The organism is Nonomuraea sp. NPDC003560, assembly GCF_042878785.1.
Taxonomy (GTDB): Bacteria; Actinomycetota; Actinomycetes; order Streptosporangiales; family Streptosporangiaceae; genus Nonomuraea.
Map to the genome: position 1 here is coordinate 120,067 of NZ_JBIAOF010000015.1, position 21,100 is coordinate 141,166.

The 21,100-nt window shown below is 73.7% G+C and carries 15 protein-coding genes; 9 read left to right on the forward strand and 6 right to left on the reverse strand.

What is annotated here, in order from left to right; all coding sequences use genetic code 11:
• The first annotated feature begins 40 nt into the window (after positions 1-40).
• The 5 genes from ACFYUV_RS43610 (at position 41) to ACFYUV_RS43630 (ending at position 9,867) form a co-directional block, all read left to right on the forward strand.
• Positions 41-1,468, forward strand: coding sequence for a PucR family transcriptional regulator (locus tag ACFYUV_RS43610; RefSeq protein WP_387680067.1), 1,428 nt, complete (start codon positions 41-43; stop codon positions 1,466-1,468).
• Positions 1,469-1,599: 131 nt separating this feature from the next.
• Positions 1,600-2,529 (forward strand): alpha/beta fold hydrolase, encoded by a 930-nt coding sequence (locus tag ACFYUV_RS43615; protein ID WP_387680069.1) that lies wholly within the window; start codon positions 1,600-1,602, stop codon positions 2,527-2,529.
• Positions 2,530-2,607: 78 nt separating this feature from the next.
• The gene (locus ACFYUV_RS43620; protein ID WP_387680072.1) at positions 2,608-4,638 is read left to right on the forward strand and encodes a M14 family zinc carboxypeptidase; all 2,031 of its coding nucleotides are present in this window, start codon (positions 2,608-2,610) and stop codon (positions 4,636-4,638) included.
• 364 nt (positions 4,639-5,002) lie between these two features.
• A complete protein-coding gene (locus tag ACFYUV_RS43625; RefSeq protein WP_387680075.1) occupies positions 5,003-5,560 on the forward strand; it encodes a hypothetical protein in 558 nt (185 codons plus the stop codon).
• Positions 5,561-5,697: 137 nt separating this feature from the next.
• Complete coding sequence (locus tag ACFYUV_RS43630; RefSeq protein ID WP_387680362.1) at positions 5,698-9,867, forward strand: trypsin-like peptidase domain-containing protein; 4,170 nt, start codon at positions 5,698-5,700, stop codon at positions 9,865-9,867.
• A gap of 3 nt (positions 9,868-9,870) precedes the next feature.
• Here the strand turns inward: ACFYUV_RS43630 and ACFYUV_RS43635 are convergent, their stop codons facing one another.
• Positions 9,871-10,701 carry an SAM-dependent methyltransferase gene (locus ACFYUV_RS43635; RefSeq protein WP_387680077.1) on the reverse strand — a complete coding sequence of 277 codons (831 nt, stop codon included), beginning with the start codon at positions 10,699-10,701 and terminating at the stop codon, positions 9,871-9,873.
• 132 nt (positions 10,702-10,833) lie between these two features.
• Between ACFYUV_RS43635 and ACFYUV_RS43640 the strand changes: the two genes are divergently transcribed.
• Together ACFYUV_RS43640 and ACFYUV_RS43645 are read left to right on the forward strand one after the other, a co-directional pair.
• Entirely contained in the window at positions 10,834-11,484 is a 651-nt protein-coding gene (locus ACFYUV_RS43640; RefSeq protein WP_358303027.1) for a nitroreductase family protein, read from the forward strand.
• 127 nt (positions 11,485-11,611) lie between these two features.
• A complete protein-coding gene (locus ACFYUV_RS43645) occupies positions 11,612-12,346 on the forward strand; it encodes a GNAT family N-acetyltransferase (protein WP_387680079.1) in 735 nt (244 codons plus the stop codon).
• A 28-nt stretch (positions 12,347-12,374) separates the two neighbouring features.
• Here ACFYUV_RS43645 and ACFYUV_RS43650 read toward each other — a convergent pair whose 3' ends face one another.
• The 3 genes from ACFYUV_RS43650 to ACFYUV_RS43660 form a co-directional block, all read right to left on the reverse strand.
• Positions 12,375-13,409: a DUF5685 family protein gene (locus ACFYUV_RS43650; RefSeq protein WP_387680081.1), complete on the reverse strand. Its 1,035-nt coding sequence runs from the start codon at positions 13,407-13,409 to the stop codon at positions 12,375-12,377.
• A 72-nt stretch (positions 13,410-13,481) separates the two neighbouring features.
• The gene (locus ACFYUV_RS43655) at positions 13,482-13,982 is read right to left on the reverse strand and encodes a hypothetical protein (RefSeq protein WP_387680084.1); all 501 of its coding nucleotides are present in this window, start codon (positions 13,980-13,982) and stop codon (positions 13,482-13,484) included.
• 3 nt (positions 13,983-13,985) lie between these two features.
• The gene (locus ACFYUV_RS43660; RefSeq protein ID WP_387680087.1) at positions 13,986-14,516 is read right to left on the reverse strand and encodes a hypothetical protein; all 531 of its coding nucleotides are present in this window, start codon (positions 14,514-14,516) and stop codon (positions 13,986-13,988) included.
• Positions 14,517-14,983: 467 nt separating this feature from the next.
• Between ACFYUV_RS43660 and ACFYUV_RS43665 the strand changes: the two genes are divergently transcribed.
• A complete protein-coding gene (locus tag ACFYUV_RS43665; protein WP_387680090.1) occupies positions 14,984-15,541 on the forward strand; it encodes a hypothetical protein in 558 nt (185 codons plus the stop codon).
• A gap of 54 nt (positions 15,542-15,595) precedes the next feature.
• Here ACFYUV_RS43665 and ACFYUV_RS43670 read toward each other — a convergent pair whose 3' ends face one another.
• Both ACFYUV_RS43670 and rraA read right to left on the reverse strand, forming a co-directional pair.
• Positions 15,596-15,907 carry an EthD family reductase gene (locus ACFYUV_RS43670; RefSeq protein ID WP_358302368.1) on the reverse strand — a complete coding sequence of 104 codons (312 nt, stop codon included), beginning with the start codon at positions 15,905-15,907 and terminating at the stop codon, positions 15,596-15,598.
• Positions 15,908-15,984: 77 nt separating this feature from the next.
• A complete protein-coding gene (gene rraA / locus ACFYUV_RS43675) occupies positions 15,985-16,455 on the reverse strand; it encodes a ribonuclease E activity regulator RraA (protein ID WP_358302365.1) in 471 nt (156 codons plus the stop codon).
• Positions 16,456-16,645: 190 nt separating this feature from the next.
• On the opposite strand from rraA, the gene ACFYUV_RS43680 reads away from it, so the two are divergent.
• Positions 16,646-21,076, forward strand: coding sequence for a LamG-like jellyroll fold domain-containing protein (locus tag ACFYUV_RS43680; protein WP_387680094.1), 4,431 nt, complete (start codon positions 16,646-16,648; stop codon positions 21,074-21,076).
• The last annotated feature ends 24 nt before the right edge of the window (positions 21,077-21,100 follow it).

Below are 21,100 nucleotides of genomic sequence, written 5' to 3' on the forward strand. Positions count from 1 at the left end.
CTTTTTGCCGGGCTTCGTGTGCCGATGGCACACTGATGGCATGTTCCTGCTGGAAGAGCTGCGTCCGCTGGCCGGGCCTGAGGTGCCGGCGGCGGCCTCCGGCGTGCGCCTGGTGGAGGACCTGGGCGGGATCGCGGGCCAGCCGCCGGGGTCGGTGCTGGTCCTGACCGGCGCGGCCTCCCGGCAGGCGGCCGGCTACCGGCTCGACGTCGCGCTGCGCGACGCCGCCGCGGCCGGCGCCGTGGCGCTCGTGCTCACCGCGGAGGCCGGGCAGCCCCTGGAGGCCCTGGAGGCCGCGGTGGACCGGAGCGCCGCCGCGCTGGCCGAGCGGGGCGGGGTCGCGCTGCTGGCGGCCGCCGGCGGCGACCTGGCGGAGCTGGTGGTGGCCCTTGACCGGGCCATCGCGGGCGACGCCGCCGAGGCGCTGGTCCGTACGGCGCGCGCCGCGGAGGCCGTGGCGGGGGCGGGCGGCGTCCCCGAGCGCATCGCCGAGGCGGCCGGCGCGGCTCTCGGCCGTCCCGTGCGGGCCGACGGAGGCGCGTTCACCGCCCAGGCCGGCGGGCCCGCCGGGACGCACTTCGACCGGGCCGCCGGGATCGTGCTCAGGGTCGCCGCCCTGGCCGCCGCCGCGGGCCCGTCCGACGAGCTGCCCGGACGGTCCCGCGCCCAGCTCCTCACCGAGCTGCTGGTCGCCCCCGAGAACCAGGCGCAGGAGCTGGCCCCCCGCGCCAGGGCCCTCGGCCTGCCGATCGACGACTGGCACGTCGTCCTGCGCCTGGAACCCGCGAAGGACCCCGCGAAGACCCCGGACGCCGCCGCCGACGGCCCGGCCGACGGCGGCCAGGAACGCTACGCCCTGCTGGAGACCGCCGCCTCGCGGGCCGTGCGCGCGGCCCGCGAGCTGGGCGGCGCCGCCTGGAACGCCGCGCTCGCCGGCGACGCGCTGATCGTGGTCCGCAGCCAGCGGCGCGACCAGGGCAGGGCGGGCCTGCGCGAGGCCGTGCGCGACGCCGCCCGCCTGCTCGAACGGGTCCGCCCGGCGGGCGCCGAGCTGCGCTGCGGGGTCAGCACCGCCCACCAGGGCCTGGTCGGCCTGCGCACCTCCGCCTCCGAGGCGCGTACGGCCCTGCGCCGCAGCACCCTGCCGCTGGCCACCTACGACCTGGCCGGCCTCGACCGGATGCTGGAGGAGTGGTACGCCTCCGACGCCGCCCAGCACGCCGTCAGGGAGCTGCTGCAACCGATCCTCGACCTCGGCGGCGAGCGGGCCGCCCACCTCCTGGCCATCCTGCGCGCCTACCTCGACCACAACGGCTCGCCCGCCCGCGCCGCCGAGGAGCTGCACCTGCACCGCAACGCCGTCAGCAGGAACGTGCGCCGCATCGAGACCCTGCTCCAGGCCGACCTCGCCGACCCGCGGCAACGCCTGGCCCTCCAGCTGGCCTGCCGCGCGGCCTCCTCCCGCTGAACGACGGCCCTCCAGGACCCCGCTCCGCGGCCTCCTTCCGCTGAACGACGGCCCTCCAGGACCCCGCTCCCAGCCCGCGTTCGGCCGCCAGGACGAGGAAACCCGGCGGCCGGCTCCCTAGATTCGGTGGCATGACAAGAGCGCGGCGGCTGGCCGCCTGGTGCGCGGGGCTGCTGCTGATGGCCGCCTGCGCGGGGCTCGGCTACGAGACCGCCGCCCGGCGCGGCGACGCCACGCGCCACCCGCCCCCGGGCCGCCTGGTGAACGTCGGCGGCCACCGCCTGCACCTGCGCTGCACGGGGTCCGGCGGCCCGGTGGTGGTGCTGGAGGCGGGCCTGGTCGAGTCGAGCGCGAGCTGGGAGGTGGTCCAGCGGCGGCTGTCGGCCGGGCTGCGCGTGTGCTCCTACGACCGGGCCGGCTACGCCTGGAGCGAGGAGGGGCCAGGGCCGCGAACGGCGGGCCGCGCGGCGGGGGAGCTGCGCGCGCTGCTCGCCGCCGCGGGCGAGCCCGGCCCGTACGTCCTGGCCGGGCACTCCTACGGCGGCCAGATCGTCCGGCTGTTCGCCGCCCGGTACCCGGAGGTGACGGCGGGCCTGGTGCTGATCGACGCCACCGACGAGGAGGCGGTGACGGCCATGCGGGTGTCCCGGCCGCTGCTGGCCGTCCAGCTCACCGCCGACCAGGCGCTGGCCAGGATCGGCCTGCTCCGGCTGGCCGGGGATCTCCTGGTGCCCGGTGACGCCACCCCGGCGGCGCGCGCCGCCGCCCCCGTCGTCTACGGGCCGGGCACCATGGCCGCGGCCAGGGCCGAGGCGTGGGCCTCGCCGGACAGCGCGCGGGAGGTCGCCGGGACGGCGCAGGGGCCGGGCGGGCCGCCGGTCGTGGTGGTCATCCCGTCCGGCGGGCCGCGCAGCGCCCTCGACCAGGCCCGGCGGGTGGCCGCCCGGTCCACGCGCGGGCGGGTGGTGGTGGCCGGCACCTCCGAGCACTACGTGCACTATCGGCAGCCCGATCTGGTCGTCACGGCGATTCGGGACGTCGCCGCCTCCACAGAAAGGTGAAACTGGGTCTTGCCGGTCGGGTCAAGTCGGCTTTCAATGATCGGGATACCGGTGATCCTGGAGGAGCCGATGCGTGGCTTGAGGGCGTCCGCAGTCATCCTGATGATCGTCGTCTCGACGTTCCTCGCCTCCGGGCCGTCGTCGCTGCCGGCGGTGGCGGGGCCGGCCGATCCCGAGCCGGCGTCGCTGGTCACGCTCTCCGTGCCCGACAGGGCCGCGATGGAGCGGCTGGTCGCCTCCGGCGCCGACCTGACCGAGCGGGTCCGTCCGCAGGCCGACGGCAGCGTCCAGGTGGACGCCGTGCTCACGGCCGGCAAGCTCGCCGAGCTGCGGGCGATCGGCGTGGGCCTGGCGTCCGGCACGCCGCCCGCCGCCCGGCAGGCGCCGTCCGCCACCGCCGCGCAGGACCAGATCGTCATCGAACGGGCCGTCTGGTACAAGTCCCGCGACGGGTACTTCCTGTCGGTCGAGGCCAGCAGCAGCGCGGGCGAGACGGCGGCCCTCACCGCCACCTGGACGGGCCGCGGCGGCGCCACCGGCCAGGTCGCGATGGTCCCGTACGTCGACGCCGGCGCCTACCTGGGCCACCAGTTCAGCACCCCCGCCCCGGTGCCGGCCGAGCCGCAGCGCGTCACGGTCACCTCGGCGACCGGCGGCACGGCCGAGGCCCGCGTCCGGGAATGGCCCGACGGGGACCGCCCCGACCACCGGGCGCCGGGCTACCAGAAGGACTTCGTCACCCAGTACATGCCGCCCGCCCAGCTCAACGAGCGCATCCAGGCCCTGCACCGGCGGTACCCGTCGCTCACCGACGTCATCCCGCTGCCCAACCTCACCAACGGCTACCGCCGCCACGCCCAGGCGCTGATCGGCACGCCGCCCGGCGCCGCGATCGTGGTCACCTCCGACGCCTACGGCTCCGAGGGCGGCAACGACCTGTCCGTCGAGCTGGCCGCCCCGGGCGCGCCGGACCGGCCGCTCCAGGTGAGCGTGGCCCGCAAGCAGGTCACGGTGAGCCTGGCCACCGACGGCTCCGGCACGCCGGTCAGCACCGCCGCCCAGGTCGTCGCCGCGATCAACGCCGCGCCGGGCACCGGGCTGAAGGCCGCCGCCTACCGCACCGACCCGGGCGCCGGCGTCATGGCCGCGGCCCCCGCCACCCGGCTCACCGACTCGCTCAAGGCGCCCGCCGACGTCTCCCGCAAGCCCATGCGGGTGCTGGCGCTGCGCGTCGGCGTCCACCGCGACGGCTCGCGCACCGGCGTGCTGGCCTACGCCCAGGAGCACGCCAGGGAATGGGTGGCGCCGCTGGTCACCGTCGAGGCCGCCGAGCGGCTGCTGCGCAACTACGCCCACGACCCCGCCACCCGCAGGCTGCTGCAGCGCACCGACATCTTCATCGTCCCCACCGTCAACCCCGACGGCGCGAACTACAGCTTCTACGACTTCAACGGCCAGCGGAAGAACATGACCAACCACTGCCCGGCCGCGCAGTCCGACCCGGCGCAGCGCAACACCTGGGGCGTGGACGTCAACCGCAACTACGCCGTCGGCTCCCTGTCGGACGGCTACTTCGGCGCCTCGGCCAACTGCCAGAGCGGCACGTACGCCGGTCCGGCCGAGCACTCGGAGCCGGAGAGCCGCAACGTGATGTGGCTGGCCGAGACGTACCGCAACATCCGGTTCGCCATGAACGTGCACAGCTACGGCGGGTACTTCATGTGGCCGCCCGGGGCGTACAAGCTCGACGGCCGCGTGGCGCTGCCCAGGCCGAGCGCCCAGGAGGAGGCGTACTTCATGCGCTCGGCCCGCACGATCGAGCAGGCCATCGCCGCCGAGCGCGGCACGGTCATCTGGCCCCAGCAGACCGGGCCGGTGACCGACGTGCTCTACTCGGCGGCCGGCAACTCCGCCGACGAGCTCTGGTACGACCACGGCGTCTACGGCTGGGACTTCGAGGTCGGCGCCGACCTGTGGAACCCGACGGCGCGGACGTGGGAGGGCGTGGGCTTCCAGCCGCCGTTCGAGGAGGGGCACGCCGAGGCGATGGAGTTCGCCGCGGGCCTGATCTCGCTGGTGGGGGTGGCGGCCGACTACCGGAGGCCGTGACCGCCGGGCGGCTCATGCCCAGGTCATGGCGTTCGCGGGGGTCGGGAATGCCCGCGCGTTGCCCGGGGTTTACATACGGACACCCCGCGACAGTGACCTGGGCTTTTGCCCATGTTGGCGTCGCTTGCCCGGGGTTTACGGTTCAGGGGTAGATCTTTGCCCGTTTTAGGGTGTTTGGTTTGCGTTTGTCCGTTTCTTGGGTTAGTGTGTACCTATTGGCGGGTGAGTGGCCCATCTGGGTCCGCCCCCATTGCGCTCCACGTAGCGACCGATGGCGTTTGTGCCCGGCTACGGCCTTCATGTCTTGTCTGAGTCAAGCGAGCGCATGCCCCCCTGATGATCGATGTCACCAAGGAGACTGCTGATGACTGCTCGCCTGCTTTCTTTCGCCATGCTTTCCGCCGCTGCGCTGTCGGCGCTGACGATCGGTGCCGCCGCTCATCCCGCGCATGCTGATGCGGATGTGAACGGCCGGGGTGTGCTGGCCGGTTCGACGACGGCGTCCTACTTCTGGGACGACTCCTCGGGTCGTGCCGGTGACACGGGTCTGCCGGCGGCCGGCAAGCCGATGCAGAAGGGTCTGGCGGCTTCGCCGTCGTGGCCGCTGATGACCGAGGGTTACGTGGTCTACCAGGGTAAGAAGCTGCCGTTCTTCGTGGGTGACCGTGGTCCTGGTGACCCCTCCAGCCGTGGGGTGATGCTGGACCTGGACGCCAAGACGTTCGCGGAGCTGACCGGTGGCCGGTTCAACCCGGACACGCTGGGTGTGGACGGTGTGAAGGGCGAGGGTCACATCAAGATCCAGTACGTGGTCACCAAGTGGGGTGACGGCGTGGGCAGGAAGGCCGCTCCGGTGGCGTTCGACACGGGCGCCTGGCGTCAGCAGGACACCGGCACGGCCCCGGTGTCGGTCAAGAAGTAGCACGCGCGCACGACGAGAAGGGCGTTCCCCGCGGGGGACGCCCTTCTCGCATGTCAAGGAACGGCAAACACCGCCCCCGCCCAGCGGCCATACTGGCTCAACTGACGACCTGGAGTGACGGACGGTGACCGTAAGTGATGGAGACAGGGCCCGACGAGGCGCTGAACCTCGCCGTCCTGCGCGTGCGCGGCCCCGAGGGGGCCGTGGCGGGCGCGGGCTTCCTCATCGCCCCCGACCGCGCCCTCACCTGCGCGCACGTCGTCTCCGGCGCCCTGGGCCACGCCGACGGCCCGCCGCCGCCGGACGCCTGGGTCACCGTCGAGCTGCCCTTCGCCGGCGAACCCGCGCCCGTGCGCGCCCACGTCGAGCACTGGGTCCACACCGCCGCCGACGGCTCGGGCGACATCGCCGTCCTGCGCCTGGACGCCGCGCCCCCGGGCGGACGCCCGCTGCGCATGGCCGAGCCGCGCAGCCTGTGGGGCCACCGGGTCGTCGTCGCCGGGTTCCCGCCCGGCCTGCGCGGCGGCGGCTGGCACACCGGGCGGCTGCTCGGCGGCACCCAGCAGGGCTGGCTCCAGTGCGCCCCCGACGACCCCCGCGGCGTGCCGATCGAGAGCGGCTTCAGCGGCAGCCCCGTCTGGGACGTCGAGCTCGGCGACGTCGTCGGCATGGTGGTCGCGGCCCAGCCCGGCGGGCCCCGCCAGGCGTTCGTGATCCCCACCCGGTCGCTCACCCGCGCCGTCCCCGCCCTGGCCGCGACCGTGCGGCCGGCCTCGCCGTTCCGCGGGCTGTCGGCCTTCCGCGAGGGCGACGCCGCCGTCTTCTTCGGCCGCGACGTGGAGACCGCCCGGATCGCCCGCCTCCTCCAGACCCACCCCGAGGTCACGCTCACCGGCCCGTCCGGCTGCGGCAAGTCGTCGCTGGCGCTGGCCGGGGTCGTGCCCGCCATGCGCCGCCAGGGCTGCCAGGTCGTCGTCCTGCGGCCGTCGGCCGTGCGGTCCTGGCCCGATGCGCTCGCCGCCGAGCTGGCCGCCCTGTCGCACCCGGGCCTGACCGGGGCCGACGCGCTGGCCAGGGCCGACGCGCTGCGCGAGCCGCTGCGGAAGGGCCGGCTGCCCGACGTCGTCGCCCAGGTCCTGCGCGACACCGGCGCGACGGGCCTGTTGCTCGTCGTCGACCAGGCCGAGGAACTGCTGGTCGGCGACCCCGAGCAGGCCGACGACGCGGCCGTGGTGCTGGCCGCGGCCCGCGCCTGCCCGGCCGTGCGGGTGCTGTTCACGCTGCGCGCCGACTTCCTGCCCGCCGCCCTGTCCCACCCCGCGCTCGGCGGCGCGCTCGGCCGCGAGACCTACGGGCTCACCCCCATGACCCGCGACCAGCTCAGGCAGGCCGTCGAGGCGCCGCTGGACGCCGTCCCCGCCGTGACGTACGACCCCGGCCTGGTCGACCGCATCCTGGGCGACGCCGGCGGCGCGCCCGGCGCCCTGCCGCTGATCGGCTTCCTGCTGGACCGCCTCTGGCACGAGCAGGAGGGCGGCCGCATCACCCACACCTCCTACGAGGCGTGCCGCGGCGTGCGCGGGGCCCTGGGCGCGCAGGCCGAGCAGGTCTGGACGGCGTGCGTGCCCGAGGAGGACACCGCGGCCGGGGAGGAACTGCTGTCCCGGCTCGTCCGGGTCACCGCCGGGGCGCACGCGCCGCTGCGCCGCCGGGTCACCCGCGAGGAGGCGGGGGAGCAGCGCTGGCGGACCGCCGGCCGGCTGGCCGCCGGGCGGCTGCTCGTCATGGACACCGGCGCGGACGGCCGCCAGACCGTCGAACTGGCCCACGAGGCGCTGATCACCGAATGGCCGCGGCTGGCCGGGATCGTCGCCGCCGACCTGAAGTTCCTCGAATGGCGCGACCTGCTCCACCAGGACATGGGCCGCTGGCGGCAGGCCGGTCGCGCCCCCGACCGGCTCCCCGGCCCGCCCGAGCTGGCCGCCGCCGCCCGCTGGCTCGCCGAACGGCCCGCCGACCTGACCGAGGACGAGCACGACTACCTGCGCCAGGGCCGCCGCCGTCAGCGACGCCGCGCGCTGCGCCGCCGGGGCGCGATCAGCGGCGCGGGGGTGGCGCTGCTGACGGTCCTCTCGCTGGTCGCCTGGACGCTCTACCAGGGCCGGATCGGCGAGCAGCGGGCCGCCGAGTCCCGCTCCCGCGCGCTGGCGGGCGCCTCGGCCGACCTGGCGGAACGCGACCCCGAGCTGTCGTCGCTGCTCGCCGTCGGCGCCTACCGCGCGGCCCCCACCCAGGAGGCCAGGGCCCAGCTCCTGCAGCGCTACGTCGAACACCGGTACACCAAGGGCGTGGCCACGGGCGCGCTCGGCTCGATCACCGCCGCCGACGCCAGCGACGACGCCCGCGTCCTGCTGGCCACCACCACCTCCGCCGCCGGCCGCGCCACGCTGTTCACCCGCGGCCCCGACGGCCGCTACCGGCCCGCCCACCTGCCCGACCGGGGCGGCACCAGCCGGCCCGCCGTCTCCGCCGACGGCGGCCTGATCGCCTACGCCCTCGACGACGGCGGCATGGTCTGGCACCGCGTCGACCCGCGCGACGGCGAGCTGCTGGACCAGGGCCACGTCCTGGCCCGCCAGGACCGGCCCGTCCCGGCCGGCGGGCTCGCCGCCGACGAGCCCGTCGCCGACGTCAGGGCGGACGGCGACGACGGCTGGATCGTCACCGCGGGCCCGAAGAAGCTCGTGCTCCAGTCGCTCGGCGCCACCGGCACCCCCCGCACCTGGGTGTACGACCTGCCCGCCGACCTGGTCCGGTTCGGCCCCGACGCCACCACCCTGGTCGTCCGGGAGAAGGGCGTGGCCAAGGTGTACAGCAGCAAGGGCAGCCCGGTGTGGCGGCAGCTGACCATCCGCGAGCTCGGCCCGGCCGACGGCCTGGCCGTCTCCGGCGACGGCGCCACCGCCGTGACCTGCCGGACCAGCGACGACGGCCGCGCCGCCACGTACACGGGCTTCGCGGTGCGCGACGGCGAGCGGCTGGGCGGCTTCGAGGCCGGACGCCCGTGCGGCGCGTTCGTCGTCGACCGCGAGGGAAGGCGTGTGGCCGAGCAGGGCGCCGCCGGCTGGGAGCTGGTCGACCTGGCCGGCGGCCGCACCCTGTCGCGCGCCTGGATCGACGCCCAGACCAGTGCCGCCCCGGTCGCTCTGGTGGGCGCGCCCGGCGCGCAGGAACTGCTCACCAGGTCGCCCGACACCCTGGTGCTGACCGCGCTGCGCGACGGCGAGCAGCTCATCGGCAACCCGGCGCTGCTCCAGGGCGGCACCCGGATGGTCGCCCAGGCCGACGGCGGCGCCCGGCTGCGCCTCATGGAGACCGGCGATCCGCAGCGCACCCTGGCCGACGTCTCCCGCGCCAAGAGCCCGAAGGGCCTCGACGCCGACGGCGACCCCGTCGCGGACGAGTCGGGACGCCTGCTCGCCGACGCCGTCGCCCCGACCAGGGTCGCCGTCCGCGCGCTGCCCTCGCTGTCCCCCCTCACCGAGGTGACCACCGCCCGGCCGCCCGAGGGCACACAGCTGACCTACTTCTTCAAGGACGGCGACCTGTTCACCGTCGCCGGCCGCCGCCTGGAGCGCTGGGAGCCGGCCACCGGCCGCCGCAAGAGCGCCTTCGACGTCGCCGGCCCCGGCGCGGTCGTCACGGAGGTGCAGGTCAGCCCGTGGAGCGCCGGCCACCTGATGGTCGCCGTGCAGGGCGCCGACCATCTGCGCACGATCGACCTGCGCACCGGCGAGGAGGTCAAGGACCGGCGGCTGACCGTGGGCGCCGACGTCGTCAGCGGGTTCGTCTTCGACCGCACGGGCACCCACCTGCTGCTGTTCCGCAGCGGCATGCTGCCCGAGGTGTGGCTCACCCACCCGCTCAGGAAGGTGCTCGGGCCGCTGCGCTCGTCGGGCGAGAACATCCGCGGCGGCGAGCGCATGACCTCGATCATGCCGGAGAACGCGGGCCGGCTGTTCCTGTTCCGCGAGCGGGAGATCAGCGTCTACGGGCTCGGCGGGACCGGGGTGTCCTACGAGGAGGGCTACACCTTCCGCCAGGCCCAGGACTTCCTCGACATCTCGCCCGACGGCTCGCTGCTGCTGCGCCTCAAGGGCGGCGACGGCGCCACGGGCTACTCCACCGACCTGCTCCGGCTCGACCCCGGCAGCTGGCGGGCGCGGCTGTGCGAGGTGTTCGGCCGCCGTCTCACGCCGGGCGACCGGCAGCAGGTGCCGATCGCCCTGCCGGACGCGGTCTGCTGACCGTCACGGCTTGCGCCCGACCCCGCCCAGGAAGGTGTGGTACGTGATGCCCAGGGCCGGCCGGTAACCCGGCTCCGGCCGCCACTCGGCCAGCGGCACCAGGCCGGGCTCCAGCAGCTCCAGGCCGTCGAAGAAGCCGAGGATCTCCTCGCGGGTGCGCCAGCGCCCGGTGCCCATGGTGTCGTTGAAAAGCCGCTCGGCCTCGAACGCCTGCCGCGACACCTCCGGGCGCTCCTCCATCGGGTTGTGGAAGTGCGAGACGGCGACGTGGCTGCCGGGCGCGAGCCGTCCGACCAGGCGCGCGGCGATGCCGGCCGGGTCCTCCTCGTCCGCCAGGTGGTGCAGGATCCCGAACAGCAGCAGGCCCACCGGCTCGTCCAGGTTGAGGAGCTGCCTGGTCTCGGGGTGGTCGAGGACGTCGTCGGGGCGGCGGATGTCGGCCTCGATGACGGTGGTGCTGTCGTCGACGGCCAGCAGGGCCCGGCCGTGGACCAGCACGATCGGATCGTGGTCGACGTAGACCACCCGGCAGCCCGGCGCGGACGCCTGGGCGATCTCGTGCACGTTGCCCTGCGTGGGCAGCCCCGACCCGATGTCCAGGAACTGGCGGATACCGGCCTCGACGACCAGGTCGCGGACGACGCGGGCCAGGAAGTCCCGGTTCGACCGGGCCGCCTGCGGGGCGTCCGGGGCGATCCGGAGCGCCATCTGGGCCACCTCGCGGTCGATCTCGAAGTTGTCCTTGCCGCCGAGCATGTAGTCGTAGACCCGGGCGACGCTGGGCTTGGTGGTGTCCACGCCGAGGGCGGGCGCGTCCTGCTCGTCGTCGGCCACGGTCGGCTCCTTCGGTTGCGTCGGGCGAGTCCGGCTGGCGTGATCATACGTCCAGGGGCGCGGAAAAATCAGGCCCGGGCCGGGCCGTACGGGCTACGGGATTCCGGCGGCCCGCGTTGACATGATGACCCCATGACGATCGAACCACTGGCCCCGGACACCCTGCTCACCACCACCCGCAGCGTGCGCAGGCGCCTCGACCTGTCCCGCCCGGTCCCGGCGGAGCTGGTCCGCCAGAGCCTGGAGGTCGCGCTCCAGGCGCCGAGCGGCGGCAACCGGCAGGGATGGCACTGGATCGTGGTCACCGACCCCGAGCGGCGCAAGGTGATCGGCGACTACTATCGGCGGTCGTGGAACAGCTACCACACCTCCGACGGCTCGGCCCGCTCGATGTTCCGGGACGACCCGGCGCGCGCGGCCGTCCAGGAGCGCGTCAGCGGCAGCGCCGCCTACCTGGCCGAGCACATGGGCGACGTCCCGGTGCTGGTGATCGGCGCGATCGAGCTGCCCGGCGGCCGCCTGCCCGAGGGCAACCAGGCCGGGCTGTGGGGCTCGCTGCTGCCCGCCGCGTGGAGCTACATGCTCGCCGCCCGCGCCCGCGGCCTGGGCAGCGCGTGGACCACCCTGCACCTGGAGTACGAGAGCGAGATCGCCGAGCTGCTCGGCATCCCGGCCGAGGTGCGCCAGGGCGTGCTGCTGCCCACCGCGTACTTCACGGGGGAGAGCTTCCGGCCCGCCGCGCGGCAGCCGCTCGACGAGGTGCTGCATCTCGACCGCTGGTGACCCGGCGCCCCTCCGGGGGAGCCTGGAAAACCGCTTGTCCGGGGGTGGGCGCGGCCCTACCTTGTGACGGTCGTACGTCAATCGCGTCGTACGTCGACCGAGAGGACTTCACTTGCTGGGCGCCCGCGTGCACGCATACCTTCGAGCGGCGGCCGGAACCCGGGCACACCGGGCCGGGCCGTTCCTGATCCGCTTCGACGAGCACGACGACGCGCCGCCGTTCAACTACGCCATCCCCGACGACGACCTCGCGCCCACCGGCGAGCAGGTGGCCGCGCTGGCCGCCGCCTTCCGCGAGCGCGGCAGGACACCCCGGCTGGAGTACGTGCCGCAGGTCGCGCCCAAGGTGGAGGAGGCCCTGCTGGCCGCCGGGTTCGCCGTCGAGGGGCGCTTCCCGCTGCTGGTGTGCCCGGCCGGGTCGCTCGCCGAGCCGCCCGCCGACGCCGCCGTACGCCTCGCGCTGGTGACCGACGACCCGGGCCTGTGGCAGGTCGCGCGGGTGATGAACGCGGCCTTCGACGCGCCCGAGGTCACCGAGCACGACGTCGCGCGGCTGCGCGGCGTGCTCGACCGCGGCGGCCTCGTGGCGGCGGCCACCGACGTCGCCACCGGCGAGGTCGTCGGCGCCGGCCAGCTCGGCGGCCCCCAGGAGGGCGTGGCCGAGGTCGCCGGCATCGCCGTGCGCGACACGCACCGGCGGCGCGGCATCGGCGGAGCCGTCACGGCCCTGCTGACCAGGGCGGGCGTCGACGCCGGCATCACCATGCCGTTCCTCACCCCGGCCGACGACGCCGCGGGCCGCGTCTACGCCCGCGTCGGCTACCACAAGGCGGGCGAGGTGCTGCACATCTCGGCCCCCTGACCCTCTCGCCGGCGCCCCGGCCGCCGGCTCAGCCGCAGTCGCAGCAGCCGCCGCAGTCGGGGCAGTCGCAGCTGCTGCAGTTGTCCAGGTAGCAGCGTTCGCAGCAGGGCCGTCCCGCCTTCTTGCTCCACCTCGGCCGCCAGAGCCCGCAGGTCAGGAACGTCACCACCCCTGCCCCCGACCTGCGGATCCAGCCGGGACGCCGGTAGGAGGCCGCGCCGAACGAGCGCTCGACCGCCCGGCGCACCTCGGCGCCGAGCAGCCGCTCCACCAGGTGCCGCTCGTCCAGCTCCAGGTCGGCCACGGCGAGGGCGAGTCCGTGGGCGGCGTCGTCGCAGAGTTGCCGCGCCCGCTCGCGGCCGGTGCCGGTGGCGGTCAGCGGGTTGAACGCGCCCCGCTCGTCGTCGCCCGCCTGGTCCTCGACGGCGTCCAGGAGGTGTGCGATGCGGCCGAAGAACCGGCCGGCCTCGGCCAGCGCCGCCGCGTTGCCCGGCCGTCCGGCCAGCACCGCGGTGTGGGCGAAGGCCGCCGCCACCGCCTCCTCGGCGGGCGCCGTGAGGTCGAGCAGGTCCATCGGTGCGGTGAGGGCCCGGCGCTCGCGTTCGAGCTGCCGGTCGACCGTCGCCGACAACACGGCGGTGTCGAAGCCGACGCCGGACGCCAGCCTGGCGCCGCCCGCCTGCCAGCGGGCCGCGAGCAGGCGGCGGGCCGGAGCCGTGGCCGGGGCGGCGTCCCCGTCGGCCACCTGGTCGCGCAGCCTGCCCGCGGCCAGGACGAGCGACACCCCCGCCGCCAGCCGGGCGCCGCGACCGCGGGCGTCCACCACGTCGGCGGAGCGGAACCCGCGCAGCGCGCACGGCCCGGCCGTCCGGTGCGGCACGGCGGCCGGGAGCTGGGCCTCGGTCAGCACCGAGAGGATCAGGGTGTCGTAGTTGGTGGTCAGCCGGGCGGCGTGCCCCTGCCCGTCCCGCAGTGTCAGGCAGAGCCCGCACAGGTGCGCCCGCCACGCCGCGCGTACCGCCGCGCACCCGTGCTCACCGCACGGACGGATGATCCCGAACACACGAACCTCACAAGATCCGGAAAACGCTGGAGGAATCGTACGGGCGATCGCCCGCACGCGGCACCGCGGGGTTCAGGCGCGCGGTTCGGGCACGGATTCAGGCACGGATTCAGGCACGGGTTCGGGCGCGGGTTCGGGCGCGGGTTCGGGCGCGGGGCGGCGCGCCCGTCTGGCCGCCACCGTCAGCACGGCTGCCCCGGCCAGTGTGAGCAGCGCGGTGAACAGCCACTCGTCCGAGCCCTCCGGCCCGTAGACGCGGGTCAGGCGGCCGGTGTCCACGGCCGCGGTGGCCTGTCCCGCCGCCAGGGTGCCGCGGTCGCTGCCGTACAGCTCGACGTCGCGCCGCCGGATCCGCCCGTCGCCGGAGGTGAAGTCCCCGGCCCAGACGCAGGACTCGTGCCCGGGATGCCGCACGCACCGCAGCTCCCGGGCGGTGAACGCGCCGCTCACCCCGTCGGCGCGGGCGGCCCGTACGACGGGGCCGAACTCCGGCACGGACACCGACAGCAGCAACAGTCCCACGACGGCCAGCACCACCGTGAACCCGCCCGGACGTCGTCTGGTGACCGCCATGAGCTAGTGCGCCACCGCGCAGGTGCAGACGGCCCCGCCGTGCTCGGCGGCCCGGCGGTGGAGCAGCATCGCCACCACCATCGGCGCGAAGACGACCGCGTTGTAGAACAGGTGCAGCTCCATCCGGGGCAGGAAGATCTGCAGGACGCTGGTCGGGACCGGCCGTCCGAGCAGGTACAGCCCGGTGATCTTCTGCACGAGCAGCAGCAGGTGCTCCATGTGGTGCCAGACCTGGATGCCCAGGGAGATGTTCCACCACGTGCGCGAACGGCCCGCGAACCCCTTGCGGAGCATGACCAGGCCCACGAGCATGAGCAGCGCGTACCCGTAGTGCATCCACTCCGAGGTCACCAGCCACGGGAACGGCAGGCCGAGCACCCCGCGGGCCTCGCTCAGCGGCCACCCCCAGACGTAGACCTGCACCGCCTGCACCAGATGCTCGGCCCAGTGGGCCACCACGATGAGCATGAAAACCGTGAGTGCCGCCTTGTGGTGCCGTCCGTTGAGCGTGGACGCGCTGATCGTCGTCGCCATTCCTCACCTCGTGTCTGTCGCGCTGACGCTGGCGCGATGATCTCGGACGACACTGGGAACGGGCTTGCATCCTCTTTGCAGTTGGCTGGGAGCCCAAGGGGAGGCAGGGGATCGGCCCCGGACGAACGCCCAGGTCATGGGGGGAATGCCGGGAGCTTGCCAGTGGTTTACATACGCATACCCCGAGGGCTTTGGCAGTGACTGAGGCTGTTTGCCCGGGGTTTACGGTTCAGAGGTAGATCTTTGCCCGTTTTGGGGTGTTAGGTTTGCGTTTGTCCGTTTCTTGGGATAGTGTTGTATCTATCCAGCCGGTGGAACCGCACGTGACTTCATCACGTCCGTCGGACCACCAAGTGCGCTCCACGTAGCGACCGATGGCGTTTGTGCCCGGCTACGGCCTTCATGTCTTGTCTGAGTCAAGCGAGCGCATGCCCCCCTGATGATCGATGTCACCAAGGAGACTGCTGATGACTGCTCGCCTGCGTTCTTTCGCCATGCTTTCCGCCGCTGCGCTGTCGGCGCTGACGATCGGTGCCGCCGCTCATCCCGCGCATGCTGATGCGGATGTGAACGGCCGGGGTGTGCTGGCCGGTTCGACGACGGCGTCCTACTTCTGGGACGACTCCTCGGGTCGTGCCGGTGACACGGGTCTGCCGGCTGCGGGTAAGCCGATGCAGAAGGGTCTGGCGGCTTCGCCGTCGTGGCCGCTGATGACCGAGGGTTACGTGGTCTACCAGGGTAAGAAGCTGCCGTTCTTCGTGGGTGACCGTGGTCCTGGTGACCCCTCCAGCCGTGGGGTGATGCTGGACCTGGACGCCAAGACGTTCGCCGAGCTGACCGGTGGCCGGTTCAATCCGGACACGCTGGGTGTGGACGGTGTGAAGGGCGAGGGTCACATCAAGATCCAGTACGTGGTCACCAAGTGGGGTGACGGCGTGGGCAGGAAGGCCGCTCCGGTGGCGTTCGACACGGGCGCCTGGCGTCAGCAGGACACCGGCACGGCCCCGGTGTCGGTCAAGAAGTAACACGCGCGCGCGACGAGAAGGGCGTTCCCTGTGGGGGACGCCCTTCTCGTATGTTCAGAGCACCGAACCCGACGGCCCGGTCGTCATCGTGACCCCCGACCCGGCGAACTCGCCCACGTCGGCGACCGCCGCCTGCCCCTCCTCGCTGCTCATCGCCGCGATGAACGCCTGCTCGTCGTCCCAGGTCAGCACCGCGACCAGGTGGTAAGCGGGCCGCTGACCGCCGCCGGCCACCGGCCGCTGGACGGTGTAGCCCCGCAGGCCCGGAAGCTTGGCCGCCAGGGGCGCGTGGATCTCGTCGTAGTGCCGGTCGAAGGCCGCGACGTCCTCGGGGTGGTGGTAGAGAACGATGAGCTGGAATGCCATGGTCCGCCTCCGGATCGTGATGTCCTGTCACGAAACCACACCCCGGCGGCCCCGTGGAAGCCCGCGCGGCGGCCGGGTCAGCCCGGTACGCGGGTGACCAGGATGCCGTCGTCGTCGCTGAACAGCTCGGCCCCCGGCGAGAACGTGACGCCGCCGAACGTCACCGGCACGTCCCGCTCGCCCGTGCCCGTCTTGCCGCTCTTACGCGGGTTGGAACCCAGGGCCTTCACGCCGAGGTCGAGCTCGCGCAGCGCGGTCACGTCCCGGACGGCGCCGTGGATCACCACGCCCGCCCAGCCGGCCGCCACCGCGCCGCCCGCGATCATGTCGCCCATCAGCGCGGCGTGCAGCGAGCCGCCGCCGTCCACCACCAGGACCCGGCCCTCGCCGGGCTCCGACAGGACCGCCTTGAGCAGGGCGTTGTCCTGGTGGCAGCGCACGGTGACGATCGTGCCGTGGAAGGCGCGGCGGCCGCCGTACTGGCGCAGCTGCAGGTCGCAGGAGTCGAGCTCGTCGCCGCGCTCGTCGTACAGGTCCGCGGTGTTCATGGGGGCCCTTCCCGGCGGGGGTGTCAGCGGTCGCGTTCATGCTGCCACGCCGGGCGCGGCCGGAGGCCGGCCGGGCGGGAAGCGTTTCCCACGTTTTCCCAACCGGCGGCCGCGGCCTACCCCGGGCGGTCCGAGCGATCGATGCTGTGGCGGAACGCATGCCACGCGATCGTGTACCAGGGGAGTACGCATGGGGTTACGAAGGTGGACGGCCGTCCTGGCAGCGGCGTCGCTGGCCGTGGGCGGTCTGGCCGGCACGGTGTGGACGCCGCCGCAGGCGGTCGCCGAAGCGGTGGACGCCGCCACCGCGTGGATGGTCAAACCCCTGTTCCGGCTACGGGGCACCACCGGCACCGACAACACGCTGTTCACCACCTGGGAGACGGAGTACGACAGCGCGGTGACGAAATGGGGTTACACCCCTGAGGGTCAGGTGCTGCACGTCTCGCGCGAGGCGGTGACCGGGCTGTCGCCGGTCACCGGCCTGCGCAAGGCGGGCGGCGATCGCATCTTCACCCTCGACCAGAGCGAGCGCGACCAGGCCGTCGCGCAGGGCTACGTGAACGAGGGCGTGCGCTTCCACGCCCAGGCCGCGGCCGGGGACGGGCTGCTCCCGGTCCACCAGCTCGTCAAGGGCCCCTCCCACCGGTACGCGGTCGGCGAGGCGGAGAAGGCCCGCGCGCTGGCCGAAGGCTGGACGTACCAGAAGGTCGCCTTCTACGGACGGGGTTCGTTCAGCAAGAAGCTGCTGCTCAACGGGGAGTTCACCACGGACGCCGCGTCATGGGAGGCCGCCGGGCCGACCACGACGGCGGTCGAGGACGGCGTGCTCAAGGTCACCGTGGCCGACGGCACCACCGAACCGGGGCAGGCCCACCTGCGCCAGCTCGGGCGCACGTTGCAGGCCAAGAAGACGTACACGCTCTCCTTCGACGCCCACGCCACCGCCGCGGCGACCGTCAAGGCCGTGCTCTGCGAGGACGCCGAGACCTGCCCGGAGATCTTCGCCACGGACGTGGAGCTGCCCGACCAGCCGCAACACTTCTCCTACACCTTCGACTCCACCGCCGACACCACCACCGGGGCGCTCACCTTCCAGTTCGGCGGCCAGGGCGCGCTGACGGCCTTCCTGGACAACGTCTCGCTGACCGAACAGAAGTGGACCGTCTCCACCGATCCCCGGCAGACCGAGGCCGAGGCGCTGGCCTCCGCCGAGGCCACGGGGCAACTGGTGGAGGTGCTGGCCGAGCGGGGCGAGACGCGCGAGGTGTACGCCACCCCCGAGGGCACGATGTACGTCAACGACCGGCTCGCCCCGATCAGGAAGAAGCAGGGCGACACGTGGGTCCCCCTGTACAACGGCCTGCGGTTCCAGGACGGGACGGTCCGGCCGTACTCCTCGCTGGTGGACCTCAGGCTGTTGGCCGGCGGGACGGGGCCGATGGCCACGCTCACCCGCTCCGGCCACACCATGTCGCTGACCTGGCCGACCACGCTGCCCACGCCGAGCCTGGACGGCGACACCGCCGTGTACGCCGGCGTGCTCGGGCCGGACGTGGACCTGCGCGTGCGGGCCACCGCGGACGGCTTCGCGCACACGCTGGTGGTGAAGACCCCCGCCGCCGCCCAGGACCCCCGGCTGGCCAGCCTGACCCTCGGCCTGTCCGCGCCGACGCTGACGGTGAGCACCGGCGCCGACGGCACGCAGGAGGCGGTCGACCCCGACAACGGCGCGGTGATCTTCGAGGCGCCCAAGCCCGTCATGTGGGACTCGGCGCCCGCGCCCCCCGCCGCGGGCACGGGCACCGTGGGCGAGGACGGCCCCGTCGACCCGCCGACCACGCACGCCACGGACGGCACCCCCGGCGACGCGTCGAAGATCGCCACGATCGGCACCGAACTGGGCGAGGGACAGCTCACGCTGACCCCCGACCCGGCCATGCTGACCGCGGCCGACACGACGTTCCCCGTCTACATCGACCCGATGTACCGCACGCCGATGAGCTCGGCGAACCTCATGGTGGCCAGCAGCGGGTTCGAGCTCTACAACTTCACCAAGGACCAGGGCATGGGCCGATGCCCGATCGGCCTGCCCTCCAGCGGCAAGAGCTGCGGCTCCCCGCACAAGAAGCGGCTGTTCTACCGCATCCCCACCGGCTGGCTGGCCGGCAAGCAGGTGCTGTCCGCCGAGTTCCACGTACGGGAGGTGTGGGCCGCCTCCGGCAGCAAGCGGCCGGTCAACATCCACCTGGCCAAGGCGTTCGGCAAGAACTCCACCTGGAACTCCACCTCCGACAACTGGCTGCGCAAGCTGGACAGCCGCAACGTGGCCAAGGGGTGGTCGGGCTGCGCCGCCAAGTCCTGCCCGGCCGGTGACGTGCTGTTCAACGTGACCTCGGGCGTCAAGGAGGCGGCGCAGAAGGGCTGGCGGGACACCACGTTCGGCCTGCGCGCCGCCGACGAGGGCGACCAGCTCGGCTGGAAGCGGTTCGAGTCGCGCGCCTACCTGCGGGTGCACTACAACCGGCCGCCGCTGCAGCCGAGAATGAGCCAGCTGGAGATGGAGCCGGGCGGCCCGTGCAAGGGGCCGGGCAACCCGTCGGTGTTCAACTGGTCCACGCCGAAGCTGATCGCCAAGAACCTCCGCGACCCCGACACCTACAACCGCACGGCCGACAAGGTCCAGGCGGAGTTCCTGGTGTCGTGGAAGAACGCCGCCGGGCAGAACAAGGAATGGCGGTACCTCACGCCGGCCAAGAGCGCCAAGTCCGGCAAGGCGGGCAACAGCTTCATGGCGCAGGTGCCGCGCGGGCTGCTGCCGGAGAACACCGTCGTCAACTGGCAGGTCCGCGCCCAGGACAGCCGCAAGGGCAAGGGGCCGTGGAGCTCGGCCGGGGCGGCGACCGCCTGCTACTTCGTCTTCGACACCAAGGCGCCGCCGCTGCCGGTTATCACCTCGTCCGGCGCCGACGGGTACGCCGCGGAGGACCCCCTCGACCCGGCGCAGACGCCGCAGGACGGCATGGGCCGCTACGGCCGGTTCGTCATCACCTTCGACCCGTCGGTGACCGAGTGGGCGTACGCGGTCAACGACGACCCCACCCAGTTCCGCAAGAGGACCGCGGGCAGCGCCACCGAGACGGTGCAGATCCTGCCCAAGGTCGTCGGCAGCAACAGCCTCTACGTCCGCGTCAAGGACCAGGCGGGCAACTACTCCAAGGGGTCGGCCGTCTACCGGTTCCGGGTCGCGCCCGGCCGCGGGCCGAAGGCCCACTGGAAGCTCAACGACCCGGCCGGCGCCACCACCCTGGCGGAGACCGGCGGCCGCTACCCGGCCCGTACCGCGGGCACGCCGCAGCTCGGCGTGGCCGGTTCCCGCGGCACGGCGATGGCTGGCAACGGCACCACCGCCTACGCCCGTACCGACGCCGCGGTGCTCGACACCACCAAGAGCTTCACGGTCACGGCGTGGGCGAAGCTGCCGGACGTCCTGCCCTCGTCCTACGCCACCGTGCTGGCCCAGGACGGCGCCAACGTGTCCGGCTTCTGCCTGCGCTACGACGCGCCGAACCGCAAATGGGTGTTCTGGCGCATGAACGCCGACTCGACCTCGGCGACCTCGGCCAGCGCGTGGTCGGCGAAACAGGCCAGACCCGGCGAGTGGACGCACCTGATGGGCGTCTTCGACTCGGTGGCCAGGAAGGTGCGCATCTACGTCAACGGCGAGCCCGGCACCGAGATGGACTACACCGCCGCCTGGGCGGCCAACGGCCCGCTCACCATCGGCCGGGTCCTGTGGGGCGCCCAGCAGCTCGACCACTTCCCCGGCAAGATCGACGACGTCCGCGTCTACGACCGGATCGTCGGCGTCGAGGAGGCGGCGGCGCTGTCCAAGGAGATGCTGACGGTGACGCACAAGTGGCACCTCAACAACGTCCCCGACGACAGCGGCGAGGCGCCGAGAACCCCCGTCAAGCTGTACGGCGCGGCCCGCTTCGTGGCCAAGACCCCCATGAGCAACAGCGTCGTGCCCGGCTCCCTGCGCCTGCCGGGCGCGACCGGCGACTACGCGGCCGTCGAGTCGGCCGTGCTGGATCCGCGGGAGAGCTTCACCCTCTCGGCCTGGGTGGAGACCAGCGGCCAGGCGCGCAAGGCGATGACCCTGCTGAACCTGCCCATGGCCACCGGCAGCGCGCTGACGGTGAAGTTCGACCCCGCCCGCGGCGACCCGGACATGGGCGAGACCGGCCGGTACGTCGTGGAGATCCCCGGCGGCACCGTCGTGGAGCACCCCGCCTTCCACACCGGGTTCGGCGACTGGGACCACCTGGCGATCGTCTACCGGGCCCGGGAGAAGACGCTGGAGTTCTGGGTGAACGGCACCCTCGAAGCGGCGCCGGAGGCCGAGGTCAAGTCCTACCGCAACGACGTCACCCTGACGGGCCCCATCACCTCGGCCCAGCTCGGCCGCGGCGGGACGGGCCTGAACTGGTCGGGCCACGTCGACGACGTGTGGGTGCTGCGCGGCCCCGCGGACGGCAGCCTGATCGACCTGTTGTCCCTGTGGTCGGAGATGACGACCGTCTCCGAAGACGCGCTCAACGACAACACCCCCGACTGACCCCGGTGCGGGGGCGCCGCGCCG

Bases quoted from the DNA above. Each gene is read 5' to 3' on its own strand.
- ACFYUV_RS43610 (WP_387680067.1), top strand. From the start codon at position 41: ATGTTCCTGCTGGAAGAGCTGCGTCCGCTGGCCGGGCCTGAGGTGCCG.
- ACFYUV_RS43615 (WP_387680069.1), top strand. From the start codon at position 1,600: ATGACAAGAGCGCGGCGGCTGGCCGCCTGGTGCGCGGGGCTGCTGCTG.
- ACFYUV_RS43625 (WP_387680075.1), top strand. From the start codon at position 5,003: ATGACTGCTCGCCTGCTTTCTTTCGCCATGCTTTCCGCCGCTGCGCTG.
- ACFYUV_RS43630 (WP_387680362.1), top strand. From the start codon at position 5,698: ATGGAGACAGGGCCCGACGAGGCGCTGAACCTCGCCGTCCTGCGCGTG.
- ACFYUV_RS43640 (WP_358303027.1), top strand. From the start codon at position 10,834: ATGACGATCGAACCACTGGCCCCGGACACCCTGCTCACCACCACCCGC.
- ACFYUV_RS43655 (WP_387680084.1), bottom strand. From the start codon at position 13,982: ATGGCGGTCACCAGACGACGTCCGGGCGGGTTCACGGTGGTGCTGGCC.
- ACFYUV_RS43660 (WP_387680087.1), bottom strand. From the start codon at position 14,516: ATGGCGACGACGATCAGCGCGTCCACGCTCAACGGACGGCACCACAAG.
- ACFYUV_RS43665 (WP_387680090.1), top strand. From the start codon at position 14,984: ATGACTGCTCGCCTGCGTTCTTTCGCCATGCTTTCCGCCGCTGCGCTG.
- ACFYUV_RS43670 (WP_358302368.1), bottom strand. From the start codon at position 15,907: ATGGCATTCCAGCTCATCGTTCTCTACCACCACCCCGAGGACGTCGCG.
- rraA (WP_358302365.1), bottom strand. From the start codon at position 16,455: ATGAACACCGCGGACCTGTACGACGAGCGCGGCGACGAGCTCGACTCC.
- ACFYUV_RS43680 (WP_387680094.1), top strand. From the start codon at position 16,646: ATGGGGTTACGAAGGTGGACGGCCGTCCTGGCAGCGGCGTCGCTGGCC.